Source organism: Azospirillum isscasi (assembly GCF_030849505.1).
GTDB lineage: Bacteria > Pseudomonadota > Alphaproteobacteria > Azospirillales > Azospirillaceae > Azospirillum > Azospirillum isscasi.
Window position 1 is genome coordinate 55,601 of record NZ_JAUJFI010000004.1, and the last position, 23,125, is coordinate 78,725.

Annotated in this window: 25 protein-coding genes and 1 tRNA gene; 8 read left to right on the forward strand and 18 right to left on the reverse strand. The window is 68.5% G+C overall.

All coding sequences use genetic code 11. From position 1 onward, the window contains the following. Positions 1-13: 13 nt before the first annotated feature. The 7 genes from QSG27_RS02155 to QSG27_RS02185 all read right to left on the reverse strand — a co-directional run bounded on the left by QSG27_RS02155 (position 14) and on the right by QSG27_RS02185 (position 6,850). Complete coding sequence (locus QSG27_RS02155) at positions 14-457, reverse strand: hypothetical protein (protein ID WP_306703509.1); 444 nt, start codon at positions 455-457, stop codon at positions 14-16. Positions 458-596: 139 nt separating this feature from the next. Next, entirely contained in the window at positions 597-938 is a 342-nt protein-coding gene (gene grxD / locus QSG27_RS02160; protein ID WP_306703510.1) for a Grx4 family monothiol glutaredoxin, read from the reverse strand. Positions 939-1,003: 65 nt separating this feature from the next. Next, a complete protein-coding gene (locus QSG27_RS02165) occupies positions 1,004-1,243 on the reverse strand; it encodes a BolA family protein (RefSeq protein WP_188260931.1) in 240 nt (79 codons plus the stop codon). 257 nt (positions 1,244-1,500) lie between these two features. Further along, positions 1,501-3,681: a phosphoribosylformylglycinamidine synthase subunit PurL gene (gene purL / locus QSG27_RS02170; protein WP_306703534.1), complete on the reverse strand. Its 2,181-nt coding sequence runs from the start codon at positions 3,679-3,681 to the stop codon at positions 1,501-1,503. Positions 3,682-3,713: 32 nt separating this feature from the next. After that, a complete protein-coding gene (gene purQ / locus QSG27_RS02175; protein ID WP_306703511.1) occupies positions 3,714-4,418 on the reverse strand; it encodes a phosphoribosylformylglycinamidine synthase subunit PurQ in 705 nt (234 codons plus the stop codon). 110 nt (positions 4,419-4,528) lie between these two features. After that, positions 4,529-5,758, reverse strand: coding sequence for an ammonium transporter (locus tag QSG27_RS02180; protein ID WP_306703512.1), 1,230 nt, complete (start codon positions 5,756-5,758; stop codon positions 4,529-4,531). A 183-nt stretch (positions 5,759-5,941) separates the two neighbouring features. Continuing rightward, the gene (locus QSG27_RS02185) at positions 5,942-6,850 is read right to left on the reverse strand and encodes a LysR substrate-binding domain-containing protein (protein WP_306703513.1); all 909 of its coding nucleotides are present in this window, start codon (positions 6,848-6,850) and stop codon (positions 5,942-5,944) included. Between the two features lie 103 nt (positions 6,851-6,953). Here QSG27_RS02185 and QSG27_RS02190 point away from each other — a divergent pair, with 103 nt between their 5' ends. Continuing rightward, a complete protein-coding gene (locus QSG27_RS02190) occupies positions 6,954-8,129 on the forward strand; it encodes an MFS transporter (protein WP_306703514.1) in 1,176 nt (391 codons plus the stop codon). A gap of 19 nt (positions 8,130-8,148) precedes the next feature. On the opposite strand, the gene QSG27_RS02195 is transcribed toward QSG27_RS02190, so the two are convergent. From QSG27_RS02195 to QSG27_RS02215, 5 genes are all read right to left on the reverse strand, one after another. Beyond that, on the reverse strand, positions 8,149-8,841 hold the full coding sequence (locus tag QSG27_RS02195; protein ID WP_306703515.1) for an MOSC domain-containing protein: 693 nt from the start codon (positions 8,839-8,841) through the stop codon (positions 8,149-8,151). Beyond that, the gene (locus QSG27_RS02200; protein WP_306703516.1) at positions 8,838-9,491 is read right to left on the reverse strand and encodes a DNA-3-methyladenine glycosylase family protein; all 654 of its coding nucleotides are present in this window, start codon (positions 9,489-9,491) and stop codon (positions 8,838-8,840) included. The genes QSG27_RS02195 and QSG27_RS02200 overlap by 4 nt, the downstream gene beginning before the upstream one ends. Positions 9,492-9,597: 106 nt before the next feature. Further along, on the reverse strand, positions 9,598-9,840 hold the full coding sequence (purS, locus tag QSG27_RS02205; protein WP_038529315.1) for a phosphoribosylformylglycinamidine synthase subunit PurS: 243 nt from the start codon (positions 9,838-9,840) through the stop codon (positions 9,598-9,600). Positions 9,841-9,886: 46 nt separating this feature from the next. Then, a complete protein-coding gene (gene purC / locus QSG27_RS02210) occupies positions 9,887-10,651 on the reverse strand; it encodes a phosphoribosylaminoimidazolesuccinocarboxamide synthase (RefSeq protein WP_306703517.1) in 765 nt (254 codons plus the stop codon). Positions 10,652-10,761: 110 nt separating this feature from the next. Beyond that, positions 10,762-11,538, reverse strand: coding sequence for an NRDE family protein (locus QSG27_RS02215; protein WP_306703518.1), 777 nt, complete (start codon positions 11,536-11,538; stop codon positions 10,762-10,764). 152 nt (positions 11,539-11,690) lie between these two features. On the opposite strand from QSG27_RS02215, the gene QSG27_RS02220 reads away from it, so the two are divergent. Then, entirely contained in the window at positions 11,691-12,011 is a 321-nt protein-coding gene (locus QSG27_RS02220) for a DUF1476 domain-containing protein (RefSeq protein ID WP_306703519.1), read from the forward strand. Positions 12,012-12,152: 141 nt separating this feature from the next. Here QSG27_RS02220 and purB read toward each other — a convergent pair whose 3' ends face one another. Beyond that, positions 12,153-13,448, reverse strand: a complete 1,296-nt coding sequence (gene purB, locus QSG27_RS02225) for an adenylosuccinate lyase (protein ID WP_306703520.1) — start codon at positions 13,446-13,448, stop codon at positions 12,153-12,155. A gap of 343 nt (positions 13,449-13,791) precedes the next feature. Between purB and QSG27_RS02230 the strand changes: the two genes are divergently transcribed. Continuing rightward, positions 13,792-17,034 (forward strand): bifunctional diguanylate cyclase/phosphodiesterase, encoded by a 3,243-nt coding sequence (locus QSG27_RS02230; RefSeq protein ID WP_306703521.1) that lies wholly within the window; start codon positions 13,792-13,794, stop codon positions 17,032-17,034. 28 nt (positions 17,035-17,062) lie between these two features. Here the strand turns inward: QSG27_RS02230 and QSG27_RS02235 are convergent, their stop codons facing one another. From QSG27_RS02235 to sfsA, 4 genes are all read right to left on the reverse strand, one after another. Next, a complete protein-coding gene (locus QSG27_RS02235) occupies positions 17,063-17,488 on the reverse strand; it encodes a tellurite resistance TerB family protein (RefSeq protein ID WP_306703522.1) in 426 nt (141 codons plus the stop codon). A gap of 84 nt (positions 17,489-17,572) precedes the next feature. Then, positions 17,573-18,349 (reverse strand): RadC family protein, encoded by a 777-nt coding sequence (gene radC / locus QSG27_RS02240; protein ID WP_306703523.1) that lies wholly within the window; start codon positions 18,347-18,349, stop codon positions 17,573-17,575. Positions 18,350-18,404: 55 nt separating this feature from the next. Then, positions 18,405-19,238: a type I methionyl aminopeptidase gene (gene map, locus QSG27_RS02245; RefSeq protein WP_306703524.1), complete on the reverse strand. Its 834-nt coding sequence runs from the start codon at positions 19,236-19,238 to the stop codon at positions 18,405-18,407. A gap of 45 nt (positions 19,239-19,283) precedes the next feature. Next, on the reverse strand, positions 19,284-20,012 hold the full coding sequence (sfsA, locus tag QSG27_RS02250; RefSeq protein ID WP_306703525.1) for a DNA/RNA nuclease SfsA: 729 nt from the start codon (positions 20,010-20,012) through the stop codon (positions 19,284-19,286). Between the two features lie 111 nt (positions 20,013-20,123). Between sfsA and QSG27_RS02255 the strand changes: the two genes are divergently transcribed. Together QSG27_RS02255 and QSG27_RS02260 are read left to right on the forward strand one after the other, a co-directional pair. Beyond that, the gene (locus tag QSG27_RS02255) at positions 20,124-20,906 is read left to right on the forward strand and encodes a competence/damage-inducible protein A (protein ID WP_306703526.1); all 783 of its coding nucleotides are present in this window, start codon (positions 20,124-20,126) and stop codon (positions 20,904-20,906) included. 99 nt (positions 20,907-21,005) lie between these two features. Beyond that, positions 21,006-21,251: a hypothetical protein gene (locus QSG27_RS02260; protein ID WP_306703527.1), complete on the forward strand. Its 246-nt coding sequence runs from the start codon at positions 21,006-21,008 to the stop codon at positions 21,249-21,251. A gap of 37 nt (positions 21,252-21,288) precedes the next feature. Here the strand turns inward: QSG27_RS02260 and QSG27_RS02265 are convergent, their stop codons facing one another. Further along, the gene (locus tag QSG27_RS02265; RefSeq protein WP_306703535.1) at positions 21,289-21,456 is read right to left on the reverse strand and encodes a hypothetical protein; all 168 of its coding nucleotides are present in this window, start codon (positions 21,454-21,456) and stop codon (positions 21,289-21,291) included. A gap of 189 nt (positions 21,457-21,645) precedes the next feature. Here QSG27_RS02265 and QSG27_RS02270 point away from each other — a divergent pair. The 3 genes from QSG27_RS02270 (at position 21,646) to QSG27_RS02280 (ending at position 23,029) form a co-directional block, all read left to right on the forward strand. Further along, positions 21,646-21,729: transfer RNA gene (locus QSG27_RS02270), tRNA-Leu, on the forward strand. A 412-nt stretch (positions 21,730-22,141) separates the two neighbouring features. Further along, complete coding sequence (gene bfr, locus QSG27_RS02275; RefSeq protein WP_306703528.1) at positions 22,142-22,618, forward strand: bacterioferritin; 477 nt, start codon at positions 22,142-22,144, stop codon at positions 22,616-22,618. A 153-nt stretch (positions 22,619-22,771) separates the two neighbouring features. Further along, the gene (locus QSG27_RS02280) at positions 22,772-23,029 is read left to right on the forward strand and encodes a hypothetical protein (protein WP_306703529.1); all 258 of its coding nucleotides are present in this window, start codon (positions 22,772-22,774) and stop codon (positions 23,027-23,029) included. The last annotated feature ends 96 nt before the right edge of the window (positions 23,030-23,125 follow it).

Genomic DNA, 23,125 nt, shown 5'->3' on the forward strand with positions numbered 1-23,125 from the left:
GGGGTTTTGCCGGTCAGCCCCCGCCGCCGCCCGCGGTGCCGCTTCCGCTGCCGGACGGGGGACCGCTCCGGGGCATCGGACCGGACGAACCGGACATGCCGCGGCCCGGCGGGACGTTGGTGCCGACGCCCTCGCCGCGGACCAGCGCGCGGGCCTCGCGCAGGTGGGCCACGCAGCCGTCCGGGTCGCCCTTGCCGGCGGCGGACCGGGCCTCGCCCAGCAGGCCGCGCAGCCGGTCCTTCTGCTCCCCGGTCAGGGCGGTGTTGTTGCGCCCCCCGGCCATCGCCTTGTCGCCCAGAAACAGGTCGGAGAAGCGGGACACCTCGTCGCGGCAGGCGGTCAGCCGCTCCTGTTTCGGGACCGTGCCGTCCGGACCCTGCGCCTGTGCGGGAAGGGCCATCAAAGCCAGCAGCGCCGCCGCCGGAATCACGCGCCTGTTCATCACGCGCCTGTTCATGACCGGGCCTCCTCTTCCGAACCGTCACCTCCGCCGATGCGTCAGCGATGAAACAGGACGCGGCGGATGCGGGTTCCGCCAAAGAAAAAGGGCTCCGCCGTGGCGGAGCCCTTCCGATGCCTTCGGCGGGGATGGCGGATCAGGCGTTGGCGCCCGTCGCGATGCCCTTGTCGGCCAGCAGGGTCTGGAGTTCGCCCGACTCGTACATCTCGCGCACGATGTCGCAGCCGCCGACCAACTCGCCCTTGACGTAGAGCTGCGGGAAGGTCGGCCAGTTCGAATAGTCCTTCAGCCCCTGGCGCAGGCCCGGGTCCTCCAGGATGTTCACGCCCTTGAACTTCACGCCGACGGTGCCGAGCACCTGGACGACGGCGGCGGAGAAGCCGCACTGCGGGAAGACGGGGGTGCCCTTCATGTACAGCACGACATCGTTGCCCTTGATGTCCTGCTCGATCCGATCCTTGACGTTCTGGTCAACCATGTCTCTCGACCTTCTTCCGATGTAGTCGTGTCTTGGCTCAATCGCGTCTTGGCTTGGCTGCCGTCTCACGCGCCTTCCGGCACGGCGGTCGTCAGGGCCAGCGCGTGCAGTTCGCCGCCCATCTTACCCTGAAGCGCGGCGTAGACCATCTGGTGCTGCTGCACGCGGGACTTGCCCTTGAAGGCCGCCGACGTGACCAGCGCGGCGTAGTGGTCGCCGTCGCCGCGCAGGTCGGCGATCTCCACCGTCGCGTCCGGAATGCCTTCCCTGATCAGCTTTTCGATCACCGCGGCTTCCATCGCCATGGCCGTCATCCCGTTCCGTCTCACCATGCCCGTACGGGCCTCGCCGGTATAATTAGGCCGGGAGGCAAGGTTTGTCATCGGAGAAGCGACGACATTCCGCGGTGCGGAGCGTTGGCAGTGCTTGCTCCCCTCCCTGACCCTTCCCCCGCTGTTGCAGGGGAGGGAAGCGGGAAGGGTGGGGGCAAGGGCGTGGGCACAAACAAAAAGGCCGGGCGACGTGTCCGCCGCCCGGCCTTCCGTTCCTCAACCGCGTCCGATCACTCGGCGGCGGCCATGTAGCCGGGCAGCCACGCCTCGTTGGCCTTCTTCAGGCGGGCGATGGTGATCGCCTCGCCGCCGCGGCCGGTCAGCGCCGTGCCGTTGGTCTTGCCGAGCACGCTCACCGGCACGCCGGCGGCCTTGGCCTTCTCCTGCACCGCGGCGGCGTTCTCCGCACGGACGGCCAGGACGTAGCGGCCCTGGTCCTCGCCGAACAGAACGCCGGCGTCCGCGCCGTCCAGGCCGGTCAGGGCGGCGCCGACGCCGCCGGCCATGGCCATCTCGGCCACGGTGACCAGCAGGCCGCCGTCCTGGATGTCGTGGCTCGACACCACCAGACCCTCGGCGATCAGGCCGCGGACGAACTCGCCGTTGCGGCGCTCCACCGCCAGATCGACCGGCGGCGGCGGACCGTCCTCGCGGCCCAGGATCTCCCGCAGGTAGAGCGACTGGCCGAGATGGCCGGTGCCCTCGCCGACGAGCAGGATCGTGTCGCCCTCGTTCCGGAAGGCGATGCCGACCGCGATCAGGGCGTCCGGCAGCAGGCCCACGGCGCCGATGGCCGGGGTCGGCAGGATCGCCTCGCCGTTGGTCTCGTTGTAGAGCGACACGTTGCCCGACACGACCGGGAAGTCCAGCGCGCGGCAGGCGTCAGCCATGCCCTGGATGGCGCCGACGAACTGGCCCATGATCCGCGGCTTCTCGGGGTTGCCGAAGTTCATGTTGTCGGTGACGGCCAGCGGCAGGGCGCCGACGGCGGACAGGTTGCGGTACGCCTCGGCCACCGCCTGGGCGCCGCCGCGCACCGGGTCGGCGAGGCAGTAGCGCGGGGTGCAGTCGGTGGTGACGGCGATGCCCTTGGTCTGGCCGGGCAGACGCACCACGCCCGCGTCGGCCTGACCCGACATGTAGCGGGTGTCGCCGTTGACGAGGCTGTCATACTGCTCCCAGATCCAGCGCTTGGACGCCTGATCGGGGCAGGAGACGATCTTTTCCAGGATCTCGCCCAGCGTCCGGTCCGCCGGCAGGACACGCACGGCGTCCTCCAGCTCCGCGGCGGCCGGGGTCGGCTCCCACGGGCGGTCGTAGAGCGGCGAGGCGTTGGAGACCGGCGCGATCGGCATGTCGCACCAGGTCTGGCCGTGCATCTTGATGACCAGCTTGCCGGTGTCGGTCAGCGTGCCGATCACGGCGAAGTCCAGCTCCCACTTGTCGAAGATCGCCTTGGCGACCTCCTCGCGGCCGGGCTTCAGGATGATCAGCATGCGCTCCTGGCTTTCGGAGAGCATGATCTCGTAGGGGGTCATCCCCTCCTCGCGCATCGGCACGTCGTCGAGCACCAGCTCGATGCCGAGCCCGCCCTTGCCGGCCATCTCGACCGAGGAGGAGGTGAGGCCCGCCGCACCCATGTCCTGGATGGCGACGATGGCGTCCGTCTCCATCAGCTCCAGGCAGGCTTCGATCAGCAGCTTCTCGGTGAAGGGGTCGCCGACCTGCACGGTCGGGCGCTTCTCCTCCGAATCCTCGCTGAACTCGGCGGACGCCATGGTGGCGCCGTGGATGCCGTCGCGGCCCGTCTTGGAGCCGACATAGACCACCGGATTGCCGATGCCCGCGGCGGCGGAGTAGAAGATCCGGTCGGCCTTGGCCACGCCCACGGTCATCGCGTTGACCAGGATGTTGCCGTTGTAGGCCGGGTGGAAGTTGGTCTCGCCGCCGATGGTCGGCACGCCGACGCAGTTGCCGTAATGGGCGATGCCGGCCACCACGCCCGACACCAGATGGCGGGTCTTGGGATGCTCGGGCGAACCGAAGCGCAGCGCGTTCATGTTCGCGATGGGCCGGGCGCCCATGGTGAACACGTCGCGCAGGATGCCGCCCACGCCCGTCGCCGCACCCTGGAAGGGCTCGATGTAGGACGGGTGGTTGTGGCTCTCCATCTTGAAGATGATGGCGTCGCCGTCGCCGGCATCGACCACGCCGGCGTTCTCGCCGGGGCCGCAGATGACCTGCGGGCCGGTGGTCGGCAGCGTCATCAGCCACTTCTTCGACGACTTGTAGGAGCAATGCTCCGACCACATGACCGAGATGATGCCCAGTTCCGTGTAGGTCGGCTTGCGGCCCAGGATCTCCAGGGCGCTGTTGTATTCCCCTTCGGACAGGCCGAACTCGCGGGCCATCTCCAGGGAGACTTCGGGCTGCTGCGCGGTGGTCACGACAGGGCCTCCACCAGACCGTCGAACATGGGCTTGCCGTCGGTGTTGCCGTGGAAGGCGGACACCGCGTCCTCGGGGTGCGGCATCAGGCCGAGCACGGTGCGCTTGGCGTTGAAGATGCCGGCGATGCTGTCCAGCGAACCGTTCGGGTTCCAGTCGTTCGGGTTCCAGCGCGGGTCGGCGCTGCCCTCGTCGCTGACGTAGCGGAAGGCCACCTGCCCCTCGCCGTCCAGACGCTTCACCGTCTCCGCGTCGGTCCAGTAGTTGCCGTCGCCGTGCGCCACGGGATAGCGGACGATCTGGCCCTTGCGGTACTTGGCGGTGAAGGGGCTGTCCGTGTTCTCCACCCGCAGGTGCACGGTGCGGCAGATGAACTTCAGCTTGGCGTTGCGCATCAGCGCGCCGGGCAGCAGCCCCGCCTCGGTGATGATCTGGAAGCCGTTGCAGATGCCGAGCACCCGCACGCCCTGATCGGCCCGCGCCTTGACCTCGCGCATGATCGGCGAGTGCGCCGCCATGGCGCCGGAGCGCAGATAGTCGCCATAGGAGAAGCCGCCCGGGACGAGGATCAGATCGACCTTGGGCAGTTCGGTGTCGCGGTGCCAGACCAGATGCGGCTTGGTTCCGCTGGCGGCCTCCAGCGCGGCGACGGCGTCGCGTTCGCGGTTGGAGCCGGGGAAAACGATGACGGCGGCCTTCATGGGGCTTGGAAAATCCGGCGTCGTGGGGGGAACGGTTCGAGGCCGGACACTAAAGGTCCGGCCCCGGCAAAGCAAGGGCAAGCGCCCCCCAATTCTCCCTTATCGGCCCCTCAGCGGAACGCCGGGGCGTCCCCTTCCGGGTAGGCGCTGATCTGGTGCAGCGCGAGGTCGGCCCCGCGGTGCTCCTCCTCCGCGTCGAGGCGGATGCCCACGGTCTTCTTCAGCAGGCCGTAGACCAGCAGGCCCGCCAGGAGGCCGAAGCCCGCCCCGCCCAGCGTCCCCACGATCTGCGCCGGCAGCGACACGCCGCCCATGCCGCCCAGGGCCTCCTGCCCGAAGACGCCGGCCAGGATGCCGCCGGTCAGGCCGCACAGCCCGTGCAGCGGCCAGACGCCCAGCACGTCGTCGATCTTCCAATTGATCTGGCACTTGTTGAAGGCCCAGACGAACAGCAGCCCGGCGAACCCGCCGGTGACCAGGGCGCCCAGCGGGTGCATCACGTCCGACCCGGCGCAGACCGCGACCAGCCCGGCCAGCGCGCCGTTGTGCACGAAGCCCGGATCGTTGCGGCTGATGACCAGCGAGGCGACGATGCCGCCGACCATCGCCATCAGCGAATTGATGGCGACCAGCCCGGACACGCCCTCCAGCGTCTGCGCGCTCATCACGTTGAAGCCGAACCAGCCCACGGCCAGCACCCAGGCCCCCAGCGCCAGGAAGGGGATGTTCGACGGCGGAATGGCGACCAGCGACCCGTCGCGGCGGTAGCGCCCGCGCCGGTTGCCCAGCATCAGCACGGCGCCCAGCGCCACCCAGCCGCCGAAGGCGTGCACCACGACGGACCCCGCGAAATCGTGGAAGGGCTGGCCGAAGCTGGCCGTCATCCACTCCTGGAGGCCGAGCCGCGTGCCCCACACCGTGCCTTCCAGCGCCGGGTAGAAGAACGCGATCAGCAGCAGCGTGGCGCAGGCCTGCGGCCAGAACCGCGCCCGCTCCGCGATGCCGCCCGACACGATGGCGGGGACGGCGGCGGCGAAGGTTGCCAGGAAGAAGAACTTCACGAGGTCGTAGCCGTAGGCCGCGAAGCCCGCGGCGCCCTTGCCGACCAGCGTGTGCGCGTCGGCGAAGAAGTCCACGCCGTAGGCCACCGCGTAGCCGACGAAGAAGTAGGCGATGGTGGACATGGCAAAGTCCGACAGGATCTTCACCAGCGCGTTCACCTGGTTTTTCTCGCGGACGGTTCCGGCCTCCAGCAGAGCGAAGCCGCAATGCATGGCGAGCACCATCACGGCGCCGATGAGGATGAAAAGAACGTCTCCGCCGGTCTTCGCTGCACCCATTTTGCACAAACCTTCAGCATATGCCTAAAAATCGGTCATATTGATAAAGGTTTGGGCAGATTTATGCAAGCTTTGAATCGCTCCTTTCGCGAGCATCCGCTCCGGCGATGGCGCAAAAGGAAGGCAAAGCGCGTCCGTGGCGTCCGAAGGCGCTGCAAGCGGTGTGCCGCGGGGTGCGGGGGATCAGGGGGGAGGCGGATCGCCGCCGGGCGCGGCCTCCGCGGCCTGCGCGGTCAGCCAGTCGCGGAACTGCGGCGTCTCGGTGTGGCCGCGCTGGCGGCTCTCCAGCAGGTAATAATGGCCGGACACCACGCCATTGCCGTCCAGGGGCGTCGTCAGCCGCCCGGTCTCCAGCGGGCGTTCCACGAACAGGCGGGGCACGATGGCGACGCCCAGCCCATCCTCCGCCGCCTGGATGGCGAAATAGGTGTGGTCCACCTCCATCCGGCTGCGGAAAGCATCCAGCTCCAGCCCGTGGGCCGTGCTCCAGGCCGGCAGCAGGTCGGCGCGGGCGCGGATGGTGATGACCGTCCGGCGGGTCAGGTCGGCGGGGGTGCGCAGCGTGTCCAGACCTGGCAGGGACGGGCTGCACACCGGCACGCAGCGCTCCGGCATCAGGGGCAGCGGCTTCAGCCCGGCGAAATGGGCAGGGTCGCGGCGGATGGCGTAGTCGAAGGGCCGGCTGGTGTCGATCGGGCCGGGAGCGGTGGACAGCGACACCTCCAGCTCCGGAAAGCGCCGCTGGAACAGGGGCAGGCGCGGCAGCAGCCAGTGCATGGCGAAGGTCGGGATGCAGTCCACCCGCAGGGTCCGCCGCCCGCCGCCGTCCAGGAGCGTGTCGGTCGCCTGCTGGATCTCGGTGAACAGGTCGGCGATGCGGGTGAAATAGCGCGCGCCGGCCTCGGTCAGCCGGACCTGCCGCTGGCTGCGGTCGAACAGGGGGATGCCGAGGAACAGCTCCAGGCCGCGGATCTGGCGGCTGACCGCGCCGGGGGTGACGTTCAGCTCCTCCGCGGCGAGGCGGAAGCTGGAATGGCGGGCGGCGGCGACGAAGGCGCGCAGGGCGTTCAGCGGCGGGAAGCGGGAGGGCATCCGTTGAGTTTTTCTCACCGGTCGGCGGAAGACAAGTCGTTTGTCGGTTTCCTACCGGCTGGCTAGGGTGCGCCCGTTCCTTCCGTCGCTCCTTCGGTCCGTCATGTCGCACATCACCCGCAGGCTGGTCTGGTTCCTCGGCGTCTCGCAGCTTCTGTGCTGGGGGATTTCCTATTACCTGATCGCGATCTTCGGAAACCCCATGGCCGCCGACCTGGGCTTGAGCCTGCCGGTGGCCTTCGGCGGCTTCACGGCGGCGCTGCTGGTGATGGGGGTGGTGTCGGGCAGCGTCGGGCGGGCCATCGACCGCTGGGGCGGACGCCCGGTGATGGTCGCGGGCTCGCTTCTGACGGCGGTGGGGTGCCTGGGGCTGGCGGCCTCCACGGGGCTGGTGAGCTACTACGCCTCCTGGCTGGTGCTGGGGCTGGCCATGCGGGCGAGCCTGTACGAGGCGGCCTTCGCCGCCCTGGCCCGGCTGGGCGGGCCGCAGGCGCGGCGGCCCATTTCGCAGATCACCCTGCTGGGCGGGCTGGCCTCCACGGTGCTGTGGCCGGTGGGGCAGGCGATGGCCGACGCCTGGGGCTGGCGCGGCGCCCTGGTCGCCTACGCCGTCATCGCGCTTCTGACCGTCCCGCTGCACGCCGCCATTCCCTCCGACCGCTATGTGCGGGAGGCGGGACCGGCGGGGGGCACGCCGTCCGGGGCGGGAGACCCGCGGCGGCGGAGCTGGGTCGCGCCGCTGTTCTACATGGTGATGACGACGGCGGTGGGGGTGCTGACCTCGGCGATGTCGGCGCACATGATCGGCATCCTGGTCGGGCTGGGGGCGGCGCCCGCGGCGGCGGTGTGGATCTCCACGGTCCGCGGCGTCGGCCAGTCCTCGGCCCGGCTGTGCGAGGTGCTGTCGGGCGCCCGCCTGCACCCCACGGCCCTGGCCCTGCTCGCCTGCGGCCTGCTGCTGCCCGGCTTCCTGATCGGGCTGTGGAGCGGCGAGGTGCTGGCCGCGGGGGTTGCCTTTTCCCTGCTGTTCGGGGCCGGCGCCGGGCTGGCGACCATCGTGCGCGGCACGCTGCCGCTGGTGCTGTTCGACCCGCTGAGCTATGGCCGGACGGTCGGGCGGCTGCTGGTGCCGAGCTTCTACGCCGCCGCCCTGGCGCCCATGGGCTATGCGGTGATCATCGAGCGGGCGGGGGAGACGGCGGCGCTGCTGCTGTCCGCGGTGCTTGCGGTCGTGGCGGTGGCGGCGGCGGGCGTGCTGTGGGCGTCCTGCCGCCGTTGAGCGGTCAAACCGCCGCCGTTCAGCCGCCGCCGTTCAGCCGCTTGGTCCAGTCCTCTACCCCGCCCTGCATCAGCCGGCGTTCCGCCAGGGTGCGCCAGCTCTGGGCCAGCACGGGCAGGGCGGCCATCTCCGCCAGAGCCTCGCGGTTCAGCGTGTCCACATAGAGGACGTGCAGCAGACGGGCGAGCGGCCATTGCGGGTAAGGGCGCTCCACCAGCGCCAGCCGGTCGCCGGGGCCGATCGCGCCCGGCTCCGGCACGCGATAGTACCAGCCGGTGCGCCCGGTGGTCTGGACGCGCTTCGCCATGTCGGGCACGCCGAAGCGGTGGTTCAGCTTCCAGCACGGCTGGCGGGCCTGGGCGACCTCCAGCAGGGCGGTGCCGGCGCGGAAGCGGTCGCCGACGCAGACGTCGGCCTCGGTCAGGCCCAGCGTGGCGAGGTTTTCGCCGAAGGCGCCGGGCTGGCCGAGCAGCGGCACGTCCCCGCCCAACTCGTTTCGCCACGCCGGGTGGTGGTCCAGCGGGTAGTGGTGGATGGCCTTGTCCGGCCCGCCATGGACGCGGCGGTCGGCCTGCTCGTCGTCCAGGAAGCCTTCGGGGCCGACGGCGCGCGGGCCGTCCACCGGGAGCTTGGCGATGGCGCTGGTCCGCCCCGCCGGGCCGAAGGGGGCGACCTTGCCGACGAGGACGGCGCTGATGGTGGTCTCGGTCAAAGCCTCTCCTTTTCTTTGGGGGTCTTCTTTCCTTTGGGCGTCTTCATGGCCTTGGCCTGCTCTTGCAGGGCCACGTAATGGTGCCAGACCAGCTTGGCGGCAAGGCTGCGGTGCGGGCGCCAGGGTTCGGCCACGGCGAGAAGCTGCGCCGGGGTGGGCTTCTCGGCCCAGCCCTTCAGCCGCTGCACGCCCAACTGGATGGCGAGGTCGCCCACCGGCCAGATGTCGGGCCGTTCCATGGCCATCATCAGGTAGATTTCGGCGGTCCAGCGCCCGATGCCCTTCAGCGCGACCAGGGCCGCGATGGCCTCCTCGTCGTCCATGCCGTGAATGGCGTCGAAGTCCAGCCCTCCGTCCGCGACGGTCCGGGCCAGCCCGCGGGCATAGCCGATCTTCTGGCGCGACAGGCCGCAGGCCCGCAGATCCTCGTCGGGCAGGGCCAGGATGGCGTCGGGAGTCACCACCCCGACCATGCCCTGGAGCTTCGCCCACAGCGCGGCGGCGACCGTGGTGGACAATTGCTGCTCGATGATCAGGCAGAGCAGGCCGGAGAAGCCCCCCGGACGGCGGAAGTCGCGGACCGTGGGGCCGCCGACGCGCAGGGACTCGGCGAAGATCGGGTCGAGGGACGAGAGATGGTCGATGGACATGGTGGAACGAAAATGGGGGATGCGCGGCGGTTGCGCATCCCCCATTTTCCGACAGGCAGGATTGAGCGCGGCGGCCTCGGGCCACCGGTTCTCAGGCCACCGCTTCTCAGGCCACCAGCTCGATCGCGTAGTCTTCGATCACGGTGTTGGCCAGCAGCTTGGTGCACATGGCCTCGACCTCCTTGCGGGCGGCGGCCTCGTCGGTGCTCTTGAGCTGAAGCTCGATGACCTTGCCGGCGCGGACGTCCTCGACGCCGTCGAAGCCCAGCGTGTGCAGCGCGTGCGCGATGGCCTTGCCCTGGGGGTCGAGAACGCCGCGCTTGAGGGTGACGTGAACCTTCGCCTTCATCGGATGTCCGCTCGCTTGATGGTGCTGATGGATAGGGGGTAAGGGATTACTGGACGGTCTTGGGACCCTTGACGTCCACCGGGCCGCCTTCGGGCAGGATGCCGAGGCGCCGGGCGACCTCCTGGTACGCCTCCTCGACCTTGCCGAGGTCCTGGCGGAAGCGGTCCTTGTCCAGCTTCTCGTTGGTCTTGATGTCCCACAGGCGGCAGTTGTCCGGGCTGATCTCGTCGGCCAGGACGATGCGCATCTCCTCGTTCTCCCACAGCCGGCCGAACTCCAGCTTGAAGTCCACCAGCCGCAGGCCGATGCCGAGGAAGAGGCCCGACAGATAGTCGTTCACGCGCAAGGACAGCGCCACCATGTCGTCGAGATCCTGCGGAGCCGCCCAGCCGAAGGCCGTGATGTGCTCCTCGGTGACCATGGGATTGTTCAGCTCGTCGGACTTGTAATAATACTCGATGATCGAGCGCGGCAGCGGGGTCCCCTCCGGGATGCCGAAGCGCTTGGACAGCGAGCCGGCGGCGGTGTTGCGCACGACCAGCTCGATGGGGATGATCTCGACCTCGCGAACCAGCTGCTCGCGCATGTTCAGGCGCCGCACGAAGTGGGTCGGCACGCCGATTTCCGACAGGCGGCTCATCAGGTATTCGGAGATGCGGTTGTTCAGCACCCCCTTGCCGGTGATGATGCCCTTCTTCTGGTTGTTGAAGGCGGTCGCGTCGTCCTTGAAGTACTGCACCAGCGTGCCCGGCTCCGGCCCTTCGAACAGAACCTTCGCCTTGCCTTCATAGATGCGCCGACGTCGTGTCATGAGAGATCGTCCAAAAACGTGTAGCCCGGGCTGGCGGGTCACCGGTCCAGGGGATATGCACGAGTGATATAGCAAGCTGGCCCAGGGAACACAATGCGCGGGGGGCGGCCTCAGCCCAACGCGACCGGCTCCCACGCCGCCTCGTGAGGACGGCCCGCGGCGAAGTGCCAGACGGGGTCCAGATCCGGGCGCTCCACGGCGGGCAGGGCGATCAGCGCGCTGGACACCGTGCCGAAACCGGTCGGCAGCCGGAAGTTCATCGCCCCGCGCTCGCCCCGCTCGCCGTCCCAGATGCGGCTCGCCAGCAGGTCCGGCCAGCCGCCCCACAGGGTCCCGGTGCCGCCCTGTTCCGGGTCGGGCGGTGCGGCGTGGCGGAACAGGGGCAGGTACTGGGCCTGCCGCGGGTCCTCCGCCACGTCGTCCAGGTCGCTGGCGGTGATCATGTGCACGCCTTCGGGGATCTCGATCACCTCCGGACGGTTGCGGGGGGAAGGGCCGCGGTGGACCAGCAGCCGGGCGTCGCGGTTGTCGGCGATCAGCAGGTTGAAGGGGCGGTAGGCCCGCGTGTCGAGCTGCGCCATGGCCAGCGCCGCCTCCGCCGCGTCGGCGAAGTCCAGCGCGTCCAGCACCAGCTCGCCGCGCGACCGCTTGCCGGCCTCCGGTCCCAGCGTGCCCATGCGGTTCAGCACCGCGGCGACCACGCCCTCGTCGTTCAGGCCCAGCCAGGAGCCTCCGGCCAGTTCGTCCAGCCCGGCGACGACGTTGGGGCGGTCGGGCCAGTGGCGCGCCGGGGCCTGCCACGGGCGTCCGGCCATCTCGTCCCGGTTGGCGCCCAGGATCAGGGGCCATGTTGCGTCCGGTCGTCGCAGGAGGATCACGCTGCACATGGGGAATCTTGCCTTCCGCGTCCCTCTTGGGTATGTCGCCGCACGCCGGATTCGCCGATTGGCCGGCGGGCGGGGGCGATGACGACGCCCGGCCCACCGGCTATATAGTCTTGTATCTGGGAGCGCAAAACCATTCCAAGGAGCCGGGTCCAATGACGACCTTCGACGAGCGCGAGAGGGCCTTCGAGAACAAGTTCCAGCATGACCAGGACCTGCTCTTCAGGATTCGCGCACGCCGCGACCGGCTGGCCGGTGTGTGGGCCGCGGGCCTGCTGGGCCTGACCGGTGGCGAGGCCGACGCCTACGTCCGCCAGATCATCGACGCCGACATCGGCGCCACCGGGCCGCACGACATCCGCGACCGGCTGGCCGCCGACCTGCACGCCAAGGGCATCGACATCTCCGACCACCGTGTGGAGAAGGAACTGGCCCATCTGCTGGACATCGCCCGCCAGCAGGTGCACGCGGAGTAAGGTTTTGCCCCCTCCCTGACCCTCCCCCGCTGCGCAGGGGAGGGGACTAAATTTCCCTCCCCTGCGCAGCGGGGGAGGGATGGGGCCCGCGGCGAAGCCGTGGGAAGGGTGGGGGCTTCAACGGCCGAAGCCCCCCGCCCGTCACTCCCCGAACACGCGCTTGAACACCGTGCCGACATGCTTGGTGTGGTAGGTCATGTCGAACATCGGGGCCAGAGTCTCGCGGGAGATGTGCTTGGACACGTCGGCGTCGGACGCCAGCAGGTCCAGGAAGCTGCCGCCATTCTCCCACACCTGCATGGCGTTGCGCTGCACCGCCTTGTAGCTGTCCTCGCGGCTCATCCCGGCCTGGGTCAGGGCCAGCAGGACGCGCTGCGAGAAGACTAGACCGCCCAGATCGTCCAGGTTCTTCTGCATGCGCTCCGGATAGACCACCAGCTTGTCCATCATGCCGGTCAGGCGGAACAGCGCGAAGTCCAGCGTCACCGTGGCGTCGGGGCCGATCATGCGCTCGACCGAGCTGTGGGAGATGTCGCGCTCGTGCCACAGGGCGACGTTCTCCAGCGCCGGGACGACGGCGGACCGCACGATGCGCGCCAGACCCGTCAGATTCTCCGACAGCACCGGGTTGCGCTTGTGCGGCATCGCCGAGGAGCCCTTCTGGCCCGGATGGAAATACTCCTCCGCCTCGCGCACCTCGGTGCGCTGGAGGTGGCGGATCTCCACGGCCAGATTCTCGATGGACGAGGCGATGACGCCCAGCACCGAGAAGTAGAAGGCGTGACGGTCGCGCGGGATGACCTGGGTGGACACCGGCTCCGGCGTCAGGCCCATCTTGGCGGCGACGTGCTGCTCCACCCGCGGGTCGATGTTGGCGAAGGTGCCGACCGCGCCGGAGATGGCGCAGGTGGCGATGTCGGCGCGTGCCTGGACCAGACGCTCCCGCCCGCGGGCGAAGGCGGCGTAATGGCCGGCCAGCTTCAGGCCGAAGGTCGTCGGCTCGGCGTGGATGCCGTGGCTGCGCCCGATGGTGACGGTGTCCTTGTGCTCGTAGGCGCGGCGCTTCAGCACGGCCAGCAGCTTGTCCAGGTCGTCCAGCAGCAGGTCGGCGGCCTGGGTCATCTGCACGGCGAGGCAGGTGTCCAGCACGTCCGAGGAGGTCATGCCCTGGTGGACGAAGCGCGCCTCCGGCCCGACATATTCGGCGAGGTTGGTCAGGAAGGCGATGACGTCGTGGCGGGTCTCCCGCTCGATCTCGTCGATGCGGTCGATCTCCCATTTGCCGCGCTCCCACACGGCGGCGGCGGCCTCCTTCGGGATGACGCCCAGCTCCGCCTGCGCGTCGCAGGCGTGCGCCTCGATCTCGAACCAGATGCGGAACCGGTTCTCCGGTTCCCAGATGCGGGCCATTTCGGGGCGGGTGTAGCGGGGGATCATCGGACTCTCCGGGGGGATGGCGGACCTGGAACTGGGGCGGACGGGGCTGATCCGGCCATGGCGGCGGCGGAAAACGCCCCGATCACGCGCGCGGGACCATAACCGCGCCGGGCGGCGCTGCAAAGCCCCTTCCGAATCCGGGTCGCGGAAGGAGCCGCGGGCGATTTCCACGTCATAAAGTTTTCGCGGCGACTTTGCACTTCTCGGAAAAATCGAAACGGCCGGCAATTCGTCGCGCCGGTCTCTTCAGCTTGAACTTGCCGAATCCCCATTGCGCGCACTAATGATGTGCCGTGTACGCCACGGACGGGCAACGCCGGACGTGGTTCCAGGAGGGCTTTCGTTGTCCGATCCGATTGCCGAACTGATGCGTGAGCCGTCCCGGACTTCGGACGAGACGCGGCTTTACCGCCTGCAGTTCTTGGCGTCCCTATTTCTGGTTGCCACGGTGGTGCTCGGGCTGGGCGCCTACTTCATCTGGCAGCACCGGATGGACTTCGAAGCCGACCTGAAGCAGACCGAAGCCCGCTATCTGGAGGAACAGCGCCAGACCCTGAAGGAGGAGCTGGAGAACGCGCGGTCCTACATCGCCTACATGCGGTCGCGCACCGAACCGCTGCTGCGGGCGGAACTGCGCGCCAAGGTGGACGAGGCCTACGGCATCGCCTGGACCATCTACGAGCGCGAAAGGGACTATCTGCCCCAGGCGTCGATCGAGCAGTCGATCAAGGAGACGCTGCGGCCTCTGCGCTTCTTCGGCGGGCGCGGCTATTACTTCATCGACGGCATGGACGGCACCTGCGTGCTGCTGCCCATCGACCCGCACCGGGAAGGCTCCTCGCTGCTCGACAACCGCGACGACCAGGGGCGCCCGATCATGCGCAACCTGATCCGCGCCGTGGACGATCCCGAGATGCAGGGCTTCACCCGCTACCGCTGGTACGCGCCGGGCAACCCCTACAGCATGTCCGACAAGATCGCCTATGTCCGCCGGTTCGAGCCGTTCGACTGGCTGATCGGCACCGGCGACTATCTGTCCGCCGTCGAGGAGAAGCTCCAGCGCGAGACGCTGGAGCGGCTGCGCGCCCGGCGCTTCGGCGATTCGGGGTTCATCGCCGTGCTGCGGAGCGACGGAGAGGTGCTCCTCTCGCCGACTTCGCCGGCGGCGGAGGGCAGAAACGCCCGCGACCTGCCCTGGGAGACGGAGCGGAACCTGGTCACCCGCCTGCTGGAAACCGGCATGCAGGGCGGCGGGGAGATGCGCTTCGACTGGGTGCATCCGGTCACCGGGCGTCCGTCGCCGAAGGTGTCCTACGCAACGGCGCCGGACGGCTGGGGCTGGGTCCTGGTCGCCGGCTTCTTCGCCGACGACGTCGACGCCGTGCTGGCGCAGCGGCGGGCCGAGATCAGCGCCGGCATGAAGAAGCGCATCCTGACCACCGTGGCGGTGCTGGCCCTGGCGCTGGGCGCGTCGGCCTGGGTGTCCTGGCTGGTCACCGGCTGGGTGCGGCGCATCGTGCGCGATTATCAGTCCAACATGCGGCAGAGCGACAGCATGCTGCGCGAGCGGGCGCGGCAGCTCTACCTCGCGAACTTCTTCGTGGACCATGTGTCCGAGATCGTCGTGCTGGCCGATTCGGAACTGCGCATCGCCTACGTCAACCCCTTCGGCTGCGACGCGCTGGGCGCGCCGCTGGCCCGGCTCGCCGGGACCCACGCGGATCTGCTGGAGCGCTTCCGCGACGAGAAGGCCGAGGCGGCGGCCCATTACGAGACGCTCTACCGCACCCGCGACGGGCGCACGCTGGAGCTGGAGGTGACGGCCAGCCGCGTCACCTACGAAGGCGAGGCCTATTTCTGCGCCATCGCCCGCGACATCTCGGAGCGCAAGCGCGCGGAGTGGGAACTGCGCCTGTCCGCCAAGGTCTTCGACAACGCCGCCGAAGGCATGGTCGTCACCAACGAGAAGAACCGCATCGTCGCGGTGAACGACGCCTTCTGCCGGATCACCGGCTACAGCCGCGAGGAGGTGATCGGCGGCGATCCGGCCATGCTCGCCTCGGGCCGCCAGGACCGCAGCTTCTACGCCGACATGTGGGTGAAGCTGCAGGAGGACGGCCACTGGTCCGGCGAGATCTGGAACAAGCGCAAGTCCGGGGAAGTCTACCCGGAATGGCTCAGCATCCAGGTGGTGCGCAACGAGGCGGGGGAGGCCGTCAACTACATCGCCGCCTTCTCCGACATCACCGAGAAGCGGGCGCAGGAGGAGCGCATCCGCCATCTGGCGCAGTATGATTTCCTCACCGACCTGCCCAACCGCTTCCTGCTGCGCGACCGGCTGGAGCGCGCGATGCTCGCCGCCGACCGGCACGGCACGAAGGTGGGGCTGCTGTTCGTCGATCTGGACCGCTTCAAGACCATCAACGACAGCCTGGGGCACGGCGTCGGCGACCGGCTGCTGCGCGCGGTGGGCGCGCGGCTGCTGGAGACGGTGCGGGCCAGCGACACCGTCAGCCGCCAGGGCGGCGACGAGTTCGTCATCCTCCTCAACGACCTGGACGGACCCGACGCGGCCTGCTCGGTGGCCCGCAAGGTGCTGCGCGCGATGGCCGAACCCTTCCCGGTGGACGGGCACGAGCTGCCGATCTCGCCGTCCATCGGCATCGCCCTCTATCCCGACGACGCGCCGTCCATCGACTCGCTTCTGAAATGCGCGGACATGGCGATGTACGCCGCCAAGGAGGCGGGCCGCGCCAACCACCAGTTCTTCACGCCGGAGCTGAACAAGCGGGCGTCGGAACGCATGTGGCTGGAGAGCAACCTGCGCCACGCCCTGGCCGACAACGAACTGGAGCTGCATTTCCAGCCGCAGTTCGCGGTGGACGGGCGCCGGCTGGTCGGGGCGGAGGGGCTGCTGCGCTGGCGCCGCCGCGACGGCACGATGATCCCGCCCGGCCAGTTCATCCCGGTGGCCGAGGACACCGGCCTGATCCAGCCGATCGGCGACTGGGTGCTGGGCGAGGCCTGCCGCCGCGCCGCCGACCTGATCGCCCGCGGCCATCCGCTCCTGATCGCCATCAACCTGTCGGCGGTGCAGTTGCGCCGCCCCGGTCTGGCCGACCGCGTGGCCTTCTGGCTGGACGCCTACAAGGTGCCGGCCCGCTGCCTGGAGCTGGAGGTGACGGAAAGCGTTCTTATGGACGATTCCGACATGGTGGCCGGAACCTTCGCCCGCCTGCGGGAGATGGGGGTGGCGCTGGCCATCGACGATTTCGGAACGGGCTACTCCAGCCTGAGCTACCTGAAGCGCTTCCGCGTGGACAAGCTGAAGATCGACCGGTCCTTCGTGACCAGCCTCACCGACGGGTCCGACGGCGGGGCCATCGCCGAGGCGATCATCGGCATGGCGCGCTCGCTGCGCATGCAGACGCTGGCCGAGGGGGTGGAGACGGAGGAGCAGTTCGGCGGGCTCGCCCGGCTCGGCTGCGACCAGATCCAGGGCTATCTGCTGGGCCGCCCGATGCCTTACGAGGAATTCGCGGCCTTCGCCGCCCGCCAGGCCGCCGTCCCTGAGGCGGTCGGCTGACGGGCGGTGTGCGGCCGTGCGAGGGGGCTTACGCGCCCAGCACGCTGCGGTCGTTCTTCGCGACCAGGGCCTGGAAATAGGGGCCGAGCTTGGCGTCGTCGATGCCGAAGCCCTGCTGGAAGCGCGCGATCAGGTCGCGCTCGCCCTGTTCGGCCTCGCCGTCGGCCATGGCGCTGTCGATCATGTTCAACAGGATGCACAGCCGCTGCTGCTCGTTCAGGTTCGGCGCGGCGGCGGCCAGGAAGGCGTCGGGCGGGGTGCTGCGCGCGTACTTGAAGCAGCGGTCCAGTTCCTCCCGCGTGGCGCTGCGGCCCATCACGGACAGCAGGTGGCCGATCTCCTCCGGGTCCAGTTCCCCGTCCGAGCCCATGCAGTAGATCAGCGAGACGACCAGCGACCGGCGGGGGGTGAGATCCAGCGGCGCCGATCCCTTGAACATGTCGAAAAGGCCCATGGTGCTACCTCTATGGTGACGAACGCCGCACATATGGGGGCGCCGGTCCGGACGACAAGATGGGGCTGCGGGACAGGGTTGCGGTCACAACAACCCTTGGGCCTTGAAGCTGACATGCTTGCCCTTGCCGACGATGACGTGGTCGTGGACCGCGATGCCGAGGCCATGGGCGGCGCGCACGATCTCCTTGGTCATCTCCACGTCGGCGCGGCTGGGGGTGGGGTCGCCGGAGGGATGGTTGTGCACCAGGATGATGGCGCTGGCCGACAGCTCCAGCGCGCGCTTCACCACCTCGCGCGGGTAGACCGGGGTGTGGTCCACCGTGCCGGTCTGCTGCACCTCGTCGGCGATGAGCTTGTTCTTGCGGTCGAGGAACAGCAGGCGGAACTGCTCCATCGGCTGGTGCGCCATGGCGGCGGTGCAGTAATCCAGCAGCGATTGCCAGTTGGCCAGCACGGGCCGGTCCATCACCCGCTGGCGCATCCCGCGCAGCGCCGCCGCTCCGACCGCCCGCAGCGTGGCGACCGCCTTGTCGGAGGCCAGCGACACCTCGTCCACGCAGTAGGTGCGGAGGCGGGGCGGCGGGGCGTTGACGACGCTCCAGATGTCGCCGAAATCGCGGATGAGCGCCTTCGCCAGCGGCTTCACGTCGCGGCGCGGGTTCACCGCGAACAGGATCATCTCCAGCAGCTCGTAATCCTGGAGCGCGTCCGGCCCGCCGTCCAGGAAGCGGCTGTAGAGGCGCTGGCGGTGGCCCTTGTGATGGGGGTCCTCCGCAGGGGCGGCGGGCGGTTCCAGCCCCGGCAGATCCCGGACCGATCCCGAGTCGTCAAGCCCCTTCGCGTTCTTCCGTCCCGCCATCCCGACGCCACCATACGACTGTGTGCGCCGGGACTATACCCCTTTCGCGGGAAAATCACACCGCCGCGGTCGCCTCTTCCGCCGGGACGGCGTAGGGGGGCTTGTGGAAGCCGGCGGGGGACAGGGTGAAGATCTCGCAGCCGTCCTTCGTGACGCCGATGGAATGCTCGAACTGGGCGGACAGCGACTTGTCCTTGGTCACGGCGGTCCAGCCGTCGCCCAGGATCTTCACGTCGTAGCGCCCGGCGTTGATCATCGGCTCGATGGTGAAGATCATGCCCTCCCGCAGCACGGCGCCGGTGCCGGGGTTGCCGAAATGCAGGACCGACGGCGGCTCGTGGAAGACGCGGCCCAGCCCGTGGCCGCAGAAATCGCGGACGACCGAATAGCGGTGGCTTTCCGCGAAGGTCTGGATGGCGTGGCCGACGTCGCCCAGCGTGGCGCCCGGCTTCACCTGGGCGATGCCGAGCATCAGCGCGTCGTAGGTGACCTCCACCAGCTTCTTCGCCTTCACGCCGACGTCGCCGCACAGATACATGCGGCTGCTGTCGCCGTACCAGCCGTCCAGGATGGGGGTGACGTCGATGTTCAGGATGTCGCCGTTCTGCAGCCGCTTGTCGCCGGGAATGCCGTGGCAGACCACGTGGTTGACCGAGATGCAGTTGGCCTTCGGAAAGCCGCGGTAGCCGAGCGGAGCCGGCACGCCGCCATGGTCGCGGATGTGCTGCTCAAGCAGCCGGTCCAGCTCGCCGGTGGTGACGCCCGGCTGGACGTAGGGCGTGATGAAGTCGAGCGTGGCCGCGGCCAGCCGTCCGGCCTTGCGCATGCCCTCGAAGTCCTCCGGCCCATGAATCCGGATGCGATGGGAATCGAGGTCGTCGTGGTCCAAGAGAGTCGTCCTCTACAGATCGGGTCCCAAAAATCAGAAGCACGGTCAATCCATGCGGATCGGCAGCGGCCGGTCCAGCTCGATTGCCTCGGGCGTGATCCTACAGGACCAGCACAGGGCTTCCACCCCCGATTCGCGCGCATGGCGCAATCCGGCGGCGTAGGCGGGGTCGATGTCGGCGGCGACCTGGAAGTGGGCGCAGTCGGCCCGCTGGACAAGGTAGACCATGACGGCCCGCGCGCCCTGGCGCACCATGTCCGCCATTTCCACCAGATGCTTGGCCCCGCGGGCGGTCACGCAGTCCGGAAACTCCGCGGCCCGCCCGTCGCCCCGGGCGGGACGGCGCAGATGGACGTTTTTGACCTCCACATAGGCCGGCGGGCGCCCGTCGTCCTCCAGCAGGATGTCGATGCGGGAGTTGCGCCCGTACTTCACCTCGCGCCGCAGCCGGGCGTAGCCGGCCAGTTCCGGGATGGTGCCGGCGGCGATGGCGGCGGCGACCAGCCCGTTGGGGTGCGACGTGTTGACGCCGACCAGGCAGGGCGCGCCCGGATCGTCCAGCGCCTCCACCAACTCCAGCGTGTGGGCGAGCTTGCGTTTGGGGTTGTCCGACCGCGACAGCCAGACGGCGGAGCCGGGGGCGTCCAGCCCGATCATGCTGCCCGAATTCGGCACATGGGCGGTGACCAGGGCGCCGTCGAGGTCCACATCCGCGAGGAAGCGTTTGTAGCGGCGGACGAGGCGGCCTTGCAGGAGGGGGGTGGGGAAGCGCATCTTGAACCCTAGGTTAAAGCGCACCCCCCGCGTCCGGCAAGCCCGCCGGTCCCGTTGCCCGCCCGCCCCTATCCCCGCCCGCATCCCCATCGAGAACGGAGCCGACTCCGCATGTCCACCTCCACCGCCACGCCGGCCCCGAGCCCGACCGCCGCCGTCCTCGTCATCGGCAACGAGATCCTGTCGGGCCGCACGAAGGACGCCAACCTGCCGCACATCGCGGAGAAGCTGGCCGGCATCGGCATCCGGCTGCGCGAGGCGCGGGTCGTTCCGGATGTGGAGGAGGAGATCGTCGCGGCGCTGGACGCCCTGCGCGGACGGTACGGCCATGTCTTCACCACGGGAGGCATCGGGCCGACCCATGACGACATCACGTCCGCCTGCGTCGCCAAGGCGTTCGGCGTGCCGCTGGAGCGCAACGCGGAGGCGGTCGCCCGGCTGGAGCGCCATTACGGCGACCCGTCGAAGCTGAACGAGGCGCGGCTGCGCATGGCCAACATCCCGGCGGGCGCCACCCTGATCGACAACCCGATCAGCGCGGCGCCGGGTTTCCGGATCGGCAACGTCTACGTCATGGCGGGCGTGCCCAACATCATGCAGGCGATGCTGGATGGCATCCTGCCGCAGTTGGAAGGCGGACCGGAACTGCACGCCCGAACGGTCGCCTGCGCGCTGGCCGAGGGCCAGATCGCCGCGGATCTGGGGGCCTTGCAGGACCGCTACCCGGACTTGGAGATCGGCAGCTATCCGTATTTCCGGAACGGGTTCTTCGGCGTCAGCCTCGTGCTGCGCGGCACCGACGAGACCCGCGTGGCGGCGGCCACGGAGGAACTGGCGGGCATCGTCCTGCGCCTGGGCGGTACGCCGAACGTCACGGTGGGGACCAAAGGCTAGAGGGGGCTCTACGACGCTCGGCCATGTCGGGTCATATTGTCGCCGCCGCTGGCAATTCTATGTTGAAGACTGGGAAGTGACGGTATGAAAAGTCGTGCCATGAAACCCTTCGAAAAAGCGGCGATCCTGTTCTTGCTGAAACATCTGGCATCCGGCGTGGCCGGGGCTGTTGTTCTGGCGACGGGGCTCTTGATCTTCGACGTCGCCAATCTGGCGACCTTGATGGAAAACAGCGATCACGGCATCGTCGCCGGGATCATGCTGTATGCCAGCCTCATCCTCACCTTCGGCAGCGTGGCGATGGGCATCGGCATCATGGCCCTGAACGAGGACACGCGCCCTTGACCGGTGCCGGGCGAAAGCCCGGGAGAAAGCGGCGTGGTCAGAACGGCCCGAAGGCGTCGTATGCCCAGACCAGCGCCAGGATGGCAGCGATCCAGACCGCCGCATAGGGCAGCCAGGTTCCACGGTTGCGCCGCAAGACTCCCGGCCCGATCAACAACGCGATGATCAGCAGACTCACCAAGCCCAGCCAGTTGATCGACTCCAAGGCCACCTCCGTTGAACGTAAGGGTTGCGGGGGAATTTTGCAGCCTTTCCGCCCGAAGCGCGCTCCATCCTTGACCAAACGCCCGCCGATTGTCTAAGTCAATCCAGCGGAACGGTAGGCTGCATACATTGATATGCAACCCCGGCGGGCGGGGACAACCCGCCCTGCGAACCGATCCGCCGACGGTGCGCGGGCGTGGCGGAATCGGTAGACGCAAGGGACTTAAAATCCCTCGCCAACGGCATGCGGGTTCGAGTCCCGCCGCCCGCACCATCACATCCAGAGAACACGATTTTCCGACTCCGTACCGCTGGCTTTGGCCAGGCCGGACGTGGGCTGACCGCTGCGGTCACGGTCGTCAAGAAGTCGGCATTTTTGCGATTGATATGTATTTGCAGATGCGGTGTGCCGGAATTTCGTCTTTTCAAAAAGAAATTGGTCTGGAATGCTGTCCTGTGAAATAGAACTGTCAAGAGTCGGTCGTCTGTTTTCGCATTGCAAAGCGCGGTGACCTTCCTCTCGGCAACCGTTTTTGATATTCACTCTCAGTAGCGATGGCGGGTCTGGCGCGGCTGTGGTGATTTTGTTCTGCGGATTGCCTCCAGCCGATTGCCAAGACACCACGAATGGGGCATGGTCACTCCAGAACCCTCATAAATCGACAACGAACCGCTGGAGGCAGGACGTGAAGGGCGATCCGCAGGTCATCACTCATCTCAACAAGATCCTGACCAACGAGCTGACGGCGATCAATCAGTACTTCCTGCATGCCCGCATGCTGAAGAACTGGGGCCTGAAGCGCATCGCGCACAAGATCTACGAAGAATCCATCGACGAGATGAAGCACGCTGATAAGATCATCGAGCGCATCCTGTTCCTGGAAGGTCTTCCCAACCTTCAGGATCTGGGCAAGCTGATGATCGGTGAGGACGTGCCGGAAATCCTCGCCAACGATCTGAAGGTGGAGCACAAGGCCCGCACCGACCTGATCGATGCCATCACCCTGTGCGAGCAGGTTCGCGATTACGAGACCCGCGCGCAGCTCACCGAACTGCTCGACGACACCGAAGAGCACATCGACTGGATCGAGACGCAGCTCGACCTGATCCAGCGCGTGGGCGTCGTCGCCTACCAGCAGGAGCAGATCTACGGCGAGAGCTGAATAGCTTGAGGCCGGTTGGGGGTGTGGCCTTTGGGCCGCACCCCCGGTGCTTCCCCTTTTGCGCAGGGCCGTGGCGCGGTGTCGGCAATGCCTTGTTAACCATGTTCTCGTAGCTTGCGGGTTTCCGCATCAGTCCGTACGGGAACCGCCATCATGCTCCCCATCGTGTCCCTGCAGGTTGACGACCTGACGCCGGAGGAAACCGCCGCCGTCGCGCACGCCTATCTGGCGGCGCTGGACGAAAGCGACCTGGATCATGGCGATCATGACAGCGCCTTCGAACGGGCGCTGGTGACGCTGTGCGGTTACCGTCCCGGCCTGCCGCCGAACGTGGCCGCGGCGGAGTTGGAACTGCTGCTGGCCTCCCTGCCGGCGGCGGTCTCCGTTCCGCAGGAACCCGCCCTGGCGTAAGGCGCCCGACGGCGCTCCTCATCAGGCATGACTCATCAGGCATGAAAAAGGCCCGCTCCGGTTCGCCGGGGCGGGCCTTTCCGTTGCGCGGGTTTG